Here is a 10,870-nt window from a genome sequence, read left to right on the forward strand (position 1 = left end):
AGGCCGGGCCGGGGGGTCCCGATATGGATTTGGGGCTTGGGCCGCTGAGCGTGTAATGTCTTCATCGCTCGCCCCAATAGCTCAGTCGGCAGAGCGTCTCCATGGTAAGGAGAAGGTCTACGGTTCGATTCCGTATTGGGGCTCTGGTGTGTGGTGATCCTCACCCTCGGGTGAGGTCATCGTGCATCGAAGCGGTGTAGCTCAGTCGGTAGAGCAAGCGGCTCATAATCGCTGTGTCACCGGTTCAAGTCCGGTCACCGCTACTGACAGTAGCCGATTGTGGGGTCGGTCCTTCGATCGGCTACTCTTTCTTGCGTTGAACCTGTCCCATCCGTTCGTCAAGGAGCACTCACGTGGCTGCCACCGACGTCCGCCCGAAGATCACGCTGGCCTGCGTGGAGTGCAAGGAGCGGAACTACATCACCAAGAAGAACCGGCGTAACGACCCGGATCGTCTGGAGATGAAGAAGCACTGCCCGCGTTGCAACGCGCACACCGCGCACCGCGAGACGCGATAAATCAGGCTGATAGCGACGAGGCCGTCCCCGATCCGGGGGCGGCCTCGTTGTATGCGCTGTGCGTCGGTTCGTGATCGGTCGCTGTAGATCGCACTGTTGATCGCTACGGAAATCAGGAGGTGCCGGGCCAATGGCGCTCGACCAGTCCTTCGTCGGCCGGAGTTATCCGCCCACCGCGCCGTACGAGGTGGGGCGGGAAAAGATCCGCGAGTTCGCCGAGGCGGTGGGGGACGGGAATCCGGCGTACACGGACGCGGATGCCGCTCGTGCCCTCGGCCACCCCGACGTGATCGCCCCGCCGACCTTTGTGTTCGCGATCACGTTCAAGGCGGCGAGCCAGGTGGTCGAGGACCCGCAGCTGGGGCTCGACTACAGCCGCGTCGTGCACGGGGACCAGAAGTTCGCGTACACCCGCCCCGTCCGCGCGGGCGACCGGCTCTCGGTGACCTCGACCATCGAGTCCGTGAAGTCCCTGGCGGGCAACGACATCCTGGACGTCCGGGGTGAGGTGCACGACGAGCAGGGCGAGCACGTGGTGACGGCATGGACGAAGCTCGTGTCCAGGGCGCCGGAGGGGGCGTGATGGCAGCGAAGATCGCTTACGACGAGGTCGAGGCCGGCACCGAACTGCCGGCGCGGAGCTTCCCCGTGGACCGCGCCACGCTGGTGCGGTACGCCGGAGCCTCCGGGGACTTCAACCCGATCCACTGGAACGAGAGGTTCGCCAAGGAGGTCGGGCTCCCCGACGTGATCGCGCACGGCATGTTCACCATGGCCGAGGCGATCCGGGTGGTCACCGACTGGGTGGGCGACCCGGGCGCGGTCGTCGAGTACGGCGTGCGGTTCACCAAGCCCGTCGTCGTGCCGAACGACGACAAGGGGGCGGTGATCGAGGTGTCCGCGAAGGTCGCCGCCAAGCTGGAGGACAAGACGGTGCGCGTCGACCTCACGGCGACCAGCGAGGGGCTGAAGGTGCTGGGCATGGCCCGCGCCGTCGTCCGGCTCGCCTGACCGGCGCCCGCCCACCCCGGCACATCCGGCCGCGCAAGTGGGCAGGGGGCATCCGCGCGGTGCCCCCTGTGCGCCGGCCCGCCCGGCACCGCCGGGCATGTGGTCCCGCCCCGGCCCGGTGGCCATACGGCGGCCGTACGGCCGTCCGGTCCGCGGCGCCGCGCCGGGGGACCGGGGCAAGGAGCCGAACGCCGCACAGGGCGCGGCAGGCGGGCCCGTACTCTTGTGCCCGTGCAGGAACTCCACGATGCCCCCCTCGCGCCCCTGACCACCTTCCGGCTCGGCGGGCCCGCCACCCGGCTCGTGACGGCCGTCACGGACGACGAGGTGATCGCCGTCGTCCGCGAGGCCGACGAGAACGGGACCCCGCTGCTGGTGATCGGCGGCGGCTCCAACCTCGTCATCGGGGACAAGGGCTTCGACGGGACGGCCCTGCGCATCGCGACGACCGGCTTCCGTCTCGACGGGACACGGCTCGAACTCGCGGCGGGCGAGGTGTGGACCGACGCGGTCGCAAGGACCGTCGAGGCGGGGCTGGCCGGCATCGAGTGCCTGGCCGGCATTCCCGGCTCGGCGGGCGCGACGCCGATCCAGAACGTCGGGGCGTACGGGCAGGAGGTGGCGAGCACGATCACCGAGGTCGTCGCCTACGACCGCCGTACGGGCGAGACCGTCACCGTCCCGAACGCCGGCTGCGCGTTCTCCTACCGCCACAGTCGCTTCAAGGAGGACCCGGACCGCTTCGTCGTCCTCCGGGTCCGCTTCGGACTGGAGGACGCGGGCGGGCTCTCCGCCCCCCTCAAGTACGCGGAGACGGCCCGCGCCCTGGGCGTCGCGCCCGGCGACCGGGTCCCGGCCGCCACCGCCCGCGAGACGGTGCTGAAGCTGCGCGCGGGGAAGGGCATGGTGCTCGACCCCGAGGACCACGACACCTGGTCGGCGGGGTCCTTCTTCACCAACCCCGTTCTCACGGAGGCGGAGTACGCCGCCTTCCTCACCCGCGTGGGGGAACGGCTCGGCGCGGACGTCACCCCTCCGGCCTATCCTGCGGGGGAGGGACGCACCAAGACCTCCGCGGCCTGGCTGATCGACAAGGCGGGATTCGTGAAGGGCTACGGCGCCGGCCCCGCCCGCATCTCGACCAAGCACACGCTCGCCCTGACCAACCGGGGCTCCGCCACCACCGAGGACCTGCTCGCGCTGGCCCGCGAGGTCGTCGCCGGGGTGCGGGAGGCCTTCGGGATCACCCTCGTCAATGAGCCGGTGACGGTCGGGGTGACGCTCTGACGGCCGCATCGAGCGGCCCGCCCGGTCCGGCCCGTAGCGGTTGCCGGTCCCGTACCCGTCCCGCGGCCCGTACCCGCCGCTCGGCCGGTCCCCGCCGAGCGGCCCGTACCCGCCGGGCGGCGCGGGCTCGCTGAGCGGCCCGTGCTCAGCGCCCCGGGCCCCGGCCCCGGTACGTGACGGGGCGCCCGCGTTCAGTACGCGATGCCGAGCGCCCGCCCCACCGTCGCCGGATCGTCCACCGCCGCCAGCATCGCGTGGGCCACGTCGGCCCTGCCGATCCGCCGGCCGCCACGCGGATTGGCGTCGACCGCCCGGCGGTACACCCCGGTGAGGGGCGCGTCCGTCAGCCGCGGCGGCCGCACGGCCGTCCATTCCGCGGCGCTGCGCCGCATCTCGTCCTCCATCTCCCGGAGATCGTCGTAGACCTTCCGCAGGACCCGGGAGACGACGGGGGTGAGGAGCCGCAGAAGGACGGTCTCGTTCTCCGGCACGGGCCCGAGAGGCGCGGCGCTCACCGCGACGAACCGGCGTACGCCCTCCGCCTCCATCGCGCCCAGGATGCTCCGCGTGGCGGACGCGGCGATGCCCGCCGCCCGGGGGCCGCTCGGCCCGACCCCCGACAGCACGGCGTCCCGCCCGGCGACCGCCTGCCGCAGTGGCCCCGGATCGCCGAGCCCCGCGGTGACCACCTGGAGCCGTTCACCGGTGACGGGGAGCCGGGCGGGGTCGCGGACCACGGCGGTGACACGGTGGCCCGCCGTCAGGGCCTGGCGGACGATCTCCCGGCCGACGCCGCCCGTCGCTCCGAAGACGGTGAGATCCACGGCGCACCTCCCTGGGTGAGTAAGTGTTTGAGTCACCCCTAGCAGTCCCCGCTCGCTTCCCGGTCGAGTCCGCCCGGAGAACGTCACGGGCCCCCGCCCGAAGCGGTGCCGGAGTGCACATCGAGGGCCGCGCGGGACCGGTCCCCGGCCGCATGTGCTCGTGCCGTGCAAAGTCCTCACCGCCTGTCCGAACGCCGCACGGCGGGTCGGCTACACGGCGGGGCACCGGCGGAGCGGCCGGGCCGCCGGGCGGTCAGGCGGTGCCCGGGGCGGTCAGGCGGTGCCCGGGGCGGTCAGGCGGTGCCCGGGGCGGTCAGGCGGTGCTCCGGGTGCCCGGAAGAGCGCCCGAAAGACCGCCCGGCGGCCCGGCCAGCCAGTCGGCGATCCCGGCGAGCAGTTTGGCCTTCACCCCGTCCGGCGCCGCCGAACCGCGAACGGACTGCCTGGCCAGCTCGGCCAGTTCGGCGTCGGTGAACGCGTGGTGGCGGCGGGCGATCTCGTACTGCGCCGCGAGCCGGGAGCCGAACAGCAGCGGGTCGTCCGCTCCCAGCGCCAGGGGAACCCCGGCCTCGAAGAGCGTGCGCAGCGGTACGTCCTCGTGCCTCTCGTACACCCCGAGCGCCACGTTGGAGGCCGGGCAGACCTCGCAGGTCACACCGCGCTCGGCGAGCCGGCGCAGCAGCCGCGGGTCCTCGGCCGCCCGCACCCCGTGCCCGATCCGCGCTGCGTCGAGGTCGTCCAGGCAGTCCCGCACCGACGCGGGCCCCGACAGCTCCCCGCCGTGCGGGGCCGCCAGCAGCCCGCCCTCCCTGGCGATCGCGAAGGCCCGGTCGAAGTCCCTCGCCATGCCCCGGCGTTCGTCGTTGGACAGCCCGAAGCCGACCACGCCCCGTTCGGCGTACCGCACGGCCAGCCGCGCGAGCGTGCGCGCGTCCAGCGGGTGCTTCATGCGGTTCGCCGCGACCAGCACCCGCATTCCGAGCCCGGTGTCCCGCGAGGCGGTCTCCACCGCGTCCAGGATGATCTCCAGCGCCGGGATCAGACCGCCCAGCCTCGGTGCGTACGACGTGGGGTCGACCTGGATCTCCAGCCAGCCCGAGCCGTCGCCGACGTCCTCCTCGGCGGCCTCGCGCACCAGTCGCTGGATGTCCTCGGGCTCCCTGAGGCAGGAGCGCGCGATGTCGTACAGCCGCTGGAAGCGGAACCAGCCGCGCTCGTCGGTCGCCCGCAGCTGCGGGGGTTCGCCGCCGGTCAGCGCGTCGGGCAGGTGGACGCCGTACTTGTCGGCGAGTTCGAGCAGGGTGGACGACCGCATCGAACCGGTGAAGTGCAGGTGAAGATGGGCTTTCGGCAGTTGCCGGATGTCGCGAACGGCATTCATGGGCGCTCCGTGATGGTGACACTCCGCGGTGTGCCGTGAGGTGCGGGGCAGGGCCCACGAGGTCGTCTCGACGTCCGGGTGGGAAGCCCTTTGGGGCGGAGTCACCTCGGATCTTGCCGCAGAAGTGCGGGCGGGACGGCGGAGTTCGCCGAACGAGCGCGTGCCTGAACGCGTAAGCGGGTCCCCGGCTCCCGGCCCACCGGGCCGCCGGGGACCCGCTCACGCGGCGCACGGGATCAGTCGCGGGCCTCCGCGAGCAGCTTCTGGATCCGCGAGACGCCCTCGACGAGGTCCTCGTCGCCCAGCGCATAGGACAGCCGCAGATAACCCGGGGTGCCGAAGGCCTCACCCGGGACGACGGCGACCTCGGCCTCGTCCAGGATCAGCGCGGCCAGCTCGACCGAGTCCTGCGGGCGCTTGCCGCGGATCTCCTTGCCGAGCAGGGCCTTCACCGACGGGTACGCGTAGAAGGCGCCCTCGGGCTCCGGGCAGACCACGCCCTCGATCTCGTTGAGCATCCGGACGATCGTCTTCCGGCGGCGGTCGAAGGCCGTCTTCATCTCGTCCACGGCCGACAGGTCGCCGGAGACGGCGGCGAGGGCCGCGGCCTGGGCGACGTTGCTCACGTTCGACGTGGCGTGCGACTGGAGGTTCGTGGCGGCCTTGACGACGTCCTTGGGGCCGATGAGCCATCCCACCCGCCAGCCGGTCATGGCGTACGTCTTGGCGACACCGTTGACCACGATGCACTTGTCACGCAGCTCGGGCAGGACCGCCGGCAGCGACGTGAACCGGGCGTCGCCGTAGACAAGGTGCTCGTAGATCTCGTCGGTCAGCACCCACAGGCCGTGCTCGACCGCCCAGCGGCCGATGGCCTCCGCGTCCTCGCGGCTGTAGACGGCGCCGGTCGGGTTGGACGGGGAGACGAAGAGCAGCACCTTCGTCTTCTCGGTGCGGGCGGCCTCCAGCTGTTCCACGGAGACGCGGTAGCCCGTGGTCTCGTCGGCGACCACCGGGACCGGCACGCCGCCCGCGAGCCGGATCGACTCGGGGTAGGTCGTCCAGTACGGCGCCGGGACGATGACCTCGTCGCCCGGGTCCAGGATCGCGGCGAAGGCCTCGTAGATGGCCTGCTTGCCGCCGTTGGTGACGAGCACCTGGGAGGCCTCGACCTCGTAGCCGGAGTCGCGGAGCGTCTTGGCGGCGATGGCGGCCTTGAGCTCGGGCAGCCCGCCGGCCGGCGTGTAGCGGTGGAACTTCGGGTTGCGGCAGGCCTCGATCGCGGCCTCGACGATGTAGTCGGGCGTCGGGAAGTCGGGCTCGCCGGCGCCGAAGCCGATCACCGGGCGCCCGGCGGCCTTGAGGGCCTTTGCCTTGGCGTCGACGGCGAGGGTCGCGGACTCGGAGATCGCGCCGATGCGGGCGGAGACCCGGCGCTCGGTGGGCGGAATGGGAGGAGTTGCAGCGCTCATGAACGCCATGCTCGCAGACCTGTAACCGGCGCGGCACACCGGTTTCACAAGGCGGTACGAAGGGAGTACGCGGGCGCGCCGGACGATTCGACGGGGATCTTGAGGGGATCCTGTTCGACGCCCGGCCCTTGAACACGTACACTCTGTCGTCGTTGGCCTTCAACTGACACGCGATCACCGGGCACTCCGTGCACCCGGGTGAATGCGGTAGGTTGGGGTGGACACAAAGGGTCGTAGCTCAATTGGTAGAGCACTGGTCTCCAAAACCAGCGGTTGGGGGTTCAAGTCCCTCCGGCCCTGCTACACACACCTCTTCGCCAGGATGTGTGCGCATGTACGTACTGCAATTGCACCCGCCGTGCGGCTCCACCGGGCGCGGCACGGCCACGACCCGGAATCAGGTGAGGACGAGTGACGGACGCCCTGGGCTCCATCGACATGCCTGATGCCGAGGACCAGACCCCCGAGTCGAAGAAGAGGGCTCGCAAGGGTGGCAAGCGCGGCAAGAAGGGCCCTCTGGGCCGTCTCGCGCTGTTCTACCGCCAGATCGTCGCGGAGCTGCGCAAGGTCGTCTGGCCGACTCGGAGCCAGCTGACGACGTACACCACCGTGGTGATTGTCTTCGTTGTCATCATGATCGGTCTGGTGACCGTGATTGACTATGGATTCCAGGAAGCCATCAAGTACGTCTTCGGCTGATCCCGCGTAAGGGCGCCGCAAGGCGCCCCTTTCGCATGTTCCACCCATATGTACCCAGGAAGAAGCAGCCACCGTGTCTGACCCGAACCTGAACGACGCCATCGACTTCGAGTCCGAAGAGACCGAGCTCGACATCGTCGAAGCGGCGGACGCCGAGGAGCCCGACCAGGCCGAGGCTGCCGACGACGCTGCGGGCACCCCCGCCGAGGAGGCCGCGCTCCACGAGGAGACGGTGTCCGGCGAGGACGAGTCCGAAGAGTCCGCCGACGCCGAGGCCGGGGTCGAGGGTGCGGAAGCCGGCGAAGAGGTCCCGGCCGAGCCGGTCGACCCCGTCGAGGCACTGCGCCAGGAGCTCCGTACGCTTCCCGGCGAGTGGTACGTCATCCACACCTACGCCGGCTACGAGAAGCGCGTGAAGGCCAACCTGGAGCAGCGCGCCGTTTCGCTCAACGTCGAGGACTTCATCTACCAGGCCGAGGTGCCCGAGGAAGAGATCGTCCAGATCAAGAACGGTGAGCGGAAGAACGTCAAGCAGAACAAGCTTCCGGGCTACGTCCTGGTCCGCATGGACCTGACGAACGAATCCTGGGGCGTGGTCCGCAACACGCCGGGTGTCACAGGCTTCGTGGGCAACGCCTACGACCCCTACCCGCTGACCCTGGACGAGATCGTCAAGATGCTCGCCCCGGAGGCCGAGGCGAAGGCCGCCCGCGAGGCCGCCGAGGCCGAGGGCAAGCCGGTGCCGCAGCGCAAGATGGAGGTCCAGGTCCTGGACTTCGAGGTGGGCGACTCCGTCACCGTCACGGACGGCCCGTTCGCCACGCTGCAGGCGACCATCAACGAGATCAACGCCGACTCGAAGAAGGTCAAGGGCCTCGTCGAGATCTTCGGCCGCGAGACCCCGGTCGAGCTGAGCTTCGACCAGATCCAGAAGAACTGACCCTTACGGGGCGCTTCTGGAGCACATGCCTCCGAACAGGTCGGACGGACCCTCACGGGCCGTCTGACCTGCTCGGTTTTTGGCCGCACAGTCATACCCGTTATCGTTGTGCGGTATGCCTCCATCCGGATGATCCGGTTCGGCGGCGGAACACTCTCACTAGGACCCGGAGAGAGCAATGCCTCCCAAGAAGAAGAAGGTCACGGGGCTGATCAAGCTCCAGATCAATGCCGGTGCGGCCAACCCGGCCCCGCCGGTCGGCCCCGCACTGGGTCAGCACGGCGTCAACATCATGGAGTTCTGCAAGGCCTACAACGCCGCGACCGAGTCGCAGCGTGGCATGGTCGTGCCGGTGGAGATCACGGTCTACGAGGACCGTTCCTTCACCTTCATCACCAAGACTCCGCCGGCCGCCAAGCTGATCCTCAAGGCCGCGGGCGTGGACAAGGGCTCCGGCGAGCCGCACAAGACCAAGGTCGCCAAGCTCACCGCCGAGCAGGTGCGCGAGATCGCCACGGTCAAGCTGCCCGACCTGAACGCCAACGACCTGGACGCCGCGTCGAAGATCATCGCCGGCACCGCCCGTTCGATGGGCATCACGGTCGAGGGCTGAGCCCCACCAGTCCCGTAGCCATACCCGTGGAAGGGCCTGCTCGGCCCGCACCACGACTCCTTTAGAACACATCAGGAGCAGCAGTGAGCAAGCGCAGCAAGTCTCTCCGCGCTGCGGACAGCAAGATCGACCGGGAGCGCCAGTACGCCCCGCTCGAGGCGGTCCGTCTCGCCAAGGAGACCTCCACGACCAAGTTCGACGGCACCGTCGAGGTCGCCTTCCGCCTGGGTGTCGACCCGCGCAAGGCCGACCAGATGGTCCGCGGCACCGTGAACCTCCCGCACGGCACCGGCAAGACCGCCCGGGTCCTGGTCTTCGCGACCGGTGACCGTGCCGAGGCCGCGCGTGCCGCGGGCGCCGACATCGTCGGCGCCGACGAGCTCATCGACGAGGTGTCGAAGGGCCGTCTGGACTTCGACGCCGTCGTCGCCACCCCGGACCTCATGGGCAAGGTCGGCCGCCTCGGCCGTGTGCTCGGTCCCCGTGGTCTCATGCCGAACCCCAAGACCGGCACTGTTACCCCGGACGTCGCCAAGGCTGTCACCGACATCAAGGGCGGCAAGATCGAGTTCCGCGTCGACAAGCACTCGAACCTGCACTTCATCATCGGCAAGACCTCGTTCGACGAGACCAAGCTGGTGGAGAACTACGGCGCCGCGCTGGAGGAGATCCTCCGTCTGAAGCCGTCCGCCGCGAAGGGCCGGTACGTCAAGAAGGCGACCATCAGCACCACGATGGGCCCCGGCATCCCGGTCGACCCGAACCGCACCCGCAACCTCCTGGTCGAGGAGGACCCGGCCGCCGTCTGAGCGACGACGGCCGCGGGTTCGCTCAGTCCGTGAGGACGTCCGGGCAACCGACGCCGGGCCCCGCCCCTCTGAACAAGGGGGCGGGGCCCGGCGTATTTGCATATGTGCGCCGTCGGAGCCCTGCGCTACGGTTCTTGGCGAATCTGATGCGGAACGGGTGGGGCGGATGGAGTTCCGGGGAGCCTTCGCCTCACGACTCGACGGCAGGCACTGGATCAAGTACGAGTACGACGCGCTGGCCGAGCTCGCCGGGCCGTCCGGCGAGGTGATGAAGGACCAGCTGCGGAACAGCACGCCGAACCAGTCGGTGAGACTGCTGCTGGCCTCGGGCGACGTGAAGCGGGTCGGCGAGGAGCAGGTGCGCGGGGTGAAGACCGTGCACTGCTCGGGCACGGCGGACGTGGCGGAGCTCGCCCGGTCGTCGTGGGAACTCGACGAGGAGCAGTCGGCCGCCCTGAGGAAGCAGCTCGAGCGGGCCGGGCTGACCACCGAGCGGATCGACATCTGGGTCGACGAACGCGATCTGCTGGTGAGGAAGACCGAGAGGGGCGAGACGGCGGGCGGTGGCTTCTCCTCCACCGTCCACTACTCCGACTACGGCACACCGGTCTCCGCCGAGGAACCCGCGGCCTCCGATACCGTCGGCTTCGAGGAGCTGGCCGGTGCGGGCGGCTGACGGCCCGCGGGAGTCTCGCTGGGGTGACGGTGAAGGGCTTGGCCCTCGCCATGGGACCGGGCGCCTCCGAGGCTGTGGTCCGCCCCTACGGCTCCGTCGTTCCCGCTGACGCCCCCGCAACGTCACGGTGCCGCCCCAGCAGGGCCACAACGGGCGGTCGTGTCGAGCAGCTTGGCCCCGGGCTCCTGAAGGGTCCCCGCGAGCGCTTCAAGGGCCGGGAAGGCCTCGCCGAGGACGCCCCGACGAGCGACGTCACCGTCTGCCCCCGCGACGCCGGGCCCGGGGGAGACCCGGCGGCCCCGGCCGGTGGGGCGTCCGCACCACACGCCGTGGCTGAGGGCCCGCCTGCGACGGCCGGCCGCCCGGGGCGGGTCCGACGGCCGAGAGAGGCCGGGGGAGAGGCCGGGGCGGCCCGGCGCCGCCGGCAACGGCGGCCGGGGGCGGCCGGCCCCCGGCAGCGAGTGGTACCGGGCCTGCGGCCCACGGGGCCGCGTGGAGGGCCCGGCGGCGGTGCCGGTCCCCGACGTCCGGGAGGGTGTCCGGAGGACCGGGGACCGTGCCGCCGACATCGGCGGGCGGTGACGGCAGCGGCCGCCCCGCCGGCCCGGCGGGGGCGGCGGGGGCGGGCCGGACCCCCGTC

General features: G+C 70.9%; 12 protein-coding genes and 3 tRNA genes. 12 read left to right on the forward strand and 3 right to left on the reverse strand.

The features are described 5' to 3' along the window. The first annotated feature begins 70 nt into the window (after nt 1-70). The 6 genes from GUY61_RS28005 to GUY61_RS28030 all read left to right on the forward strand — a co-directional run bounded on the left by GUY61_RS28005 (nt 71) and on the right by GUY61_RS28030 (nt 2,816). Nucleotides 71-143, forward strand: a tRNA-Thr gene (locus tag GUY61_RS28005). Between the two features lie 47 nt (nt 144-190). Then, nucleotides 191-263, forward strand: a tRNA-Met gene (locus tag GUY61_RS28010). 90 nt (nt 264-353) lie between these two features. Then, nucleotides 354-518 (forward strand): 50S ribosomal protein L33, encoded by a 165-nt coding sequence (gene rpmG / locus GUY61_RS28015; RefSeq protein ID WP_004571794.1) that lies wholly within the window; start codon nt 354-356, stop codon nt 516-518. 130 nt (nt 519-648) lie between these two features. Beyond that, a complete protein-coding gene (locus tag GUY61_RS28020; RefSeq protein ID WP_166633044.1) occupies nt 649-1,101 on the forward strand; it encodes a MaoC family dehydratase N-terminal domain-containing protein in 453 nt (150 codons plus the stop codon). Then, nucleotides 1,101-1,529, forward strand: coding sequence for a MaoC family dehydratase (locus GUY61_RS28025; RefSeq protein ID WP_166633045.1), 429 nt, complete (start codon nt 1,101-1,103; stop codon nt 1,527-1,529). The genes GUY61_RS28020 and GUY61_RS28025 overlap by 1 nt, the downstream gene beginning before the upstream one ends. A gap of 231 nt (nt 1,530-1,760) precedes the next feature. Beyond that, nucleotides 1,761-2,816, forward strand: coding sequence for a UDP-N-acetylmuramate dehydrogenase (locus GUY61_RS28030; protein WP_166633046.1), 1,056 nt, complete (start codon nt 1,761-1,763; stop codon nt 2,814-2,816). A 191-nt stretch (nt 2,817-3,007) separates the two neighbouring features. Here GUY61_RS28030 and GUY61_RS28035 read toward each other — a convergent pair whose 3' ends face one another. The 3 genes from GUY61_RS28035 to GUY61_RS28045 all read right to left on the reverse strand — a co-directional run bounded on the left by GUY61_RS28035 (nt 3,008) and on the right by GUY61_RS28045 (nt 6,493). Further along, nucleotides 3,008-3,640, reverse strand: a complete 633-nt coding sequence (locus GUY61_RS28035) for an NAD(P)-dependent oxidoreductase (RefSeq protein ID WP_166633047.1) — start codon at nt 3,638-3,640, stop codon at nt 3,008-3,010. A gap of 313 nt (nt 3,641-3,953) precedes the next feature. Further along, nucleotides 3,954-5,021 carry an adenosine deaminase gene (locus GUY61_RS28040; protein WP_166633048.1) on the reverse strand — a complete coding sequence of 356 codons (1,068 nt, stop codon included), beginning with the start codon at nt 5,019-5,021 and terminating at the stop codon, nt 3,954-3,956. A 236-nt stretch (nt 5,022-5,257) separates the two neighbouring features. Then, nucleotides 5,258-6,493: a pyridoxal phosphate-dependent aminotransferase gene (locus GUY61_RS28045; protein WP_166633049.1), complete on the reverse strand. Its 1,236-nt coding sequence runs from the start codon at nt 6,491-6,493 to the stop codon at nt 5,258-5,260. Nucleotides 6,494-6,720: 227 nt separating this feature from the next. Here GUY61_RS28045 and GUY61_RS28050 point away from each other — a divergent pair. The 6 genes from GUY61_RS28050 to GUY61_RS28075 all read left to right on the forward strand — a co-directional run bounded on the left by GUY61_RS28050 (nt 6,721) and on the right by GUY61_RS28075 (nt 10,230). Continuing rightward, a tRNA-Trp gene (locus GUY61_RS28050) sits at nt 6,721-6,793 on the forward strand. Nucleotides 6,794-6,904: 111 nt separating this feature from the next. Next, entirely contained in the window at nt 6,905-7,192 is a 288-nt protein-coding gene (gene secE, locus GUY61_RS28055) for a preprotein translocase subunit SecE (RefSeq protein WP_166633050.1), read from the forward strand. Between the two features lie 73 nt (nt 7,193-7,265). Then, nucleotides 7,266-8,132 carry a transcription termination/antitermination protein NusG gene (gene nusG / locus GUY61_RS28060; protein WP_166633051.1) on the forward strand — a complete coding sequence of 289 codons (867 nt, stop codon included), beginning with the start codon at nt 7,266-7,268 and terminating at the stop codon, nt 8,130-8,132. A gap of 178 nt (nt 8,133-8,310) precedes the next feature. Beyond that, nucleotides 8,311-8,745: a 50S ribosomal protein L11 gene (gene rplK, locus GUY61_RS28065; protein ID WP_166633052.1), complete on the forward strand. Its 435-nt coding sequence runs from the start codon at nt 8,311-8,313 to the stop codon at nt 8,743-8,745. Between the two features lie 83 nt (nt 8,746-8,828). Then, nucleotides 8,829-9,554: a 50S ribosomal protein L1 gene (gene rplA / locus GUY61_RS28070; protein WP_166633053.1), complete on the forward strand. Its 726-nt coding sequence runs from the start codon at nt 8,829-8,831 to the stop codon at nt 9,552-9,554. 166 nt (nt 9,555-9,720) lie between these two features. Further along, nucleotides 9,721-10,230: a hypothetical protein gene (locus tag GUY61_RS28075; protein WP_166633054.1), complete on the forward strand. Its 510-nt coding sequence runs from the start codon at nt 9,721-9,723 to the stop codon at nt 10,228-10,230. The last annotated feature ends 640 nt before the right edge of the window (nt 10,231-10,870 follow it).

It is taken from the genome of Streptomyces sp. GC420 (genome assembly GCF_009916105.1).
Lineage (GTDB): Bacteria > Actinomycetota > Actinomycetes > Streptomycetales > Streptomycetaceae > Streptomyces.

Bases quoted from the DNA above. Each gene is read 5' to 3' on its own strand.
- GUY61_RS28020 (WP_166633044.1), top strand. From the start codon at position 649: ATGGCGCTCGACCAGTCCTTCGTCGGCCGGAGTTATCCGCCCACCGCG.
- rplK (WP_166633052.1), top strand. From the start codon at position 8,311: ATGCCTCCCAAGAAGAAGAAGGTCACGGGGCTGATCAAGCTCCAGATC.
- GUY61_RS28040 (WP_166633048.1), bottom strand. From the start codon at position 5,021: ATGAATGCCGTTCGCGACATCCGGCAACTGCCGAAAGCCCATCTTCAC.
- GUY61_RS28045 (WP_166633049.1), bottom strand. From the start codon at position 6,493: ATGAGCGCTGCAACTCCTCCCATTCCGCCCACCGAGCGCCGGGTCTCC.
- GUY61_RS28075 (WP_166633054.1), top strand. From the start codon at position 9,721: ATGGAGTTCCGGGGAGCCTTCGCCTCACGACTCGACGGCAGGCACTGG.
- GUY61_RS28025 (WP_166633045.1), top strand. From the start codon at position 1,101: ATGGCAGCGAAGATCGCTTACGACGAGGTCGAGGCCGGCACCGAACTG.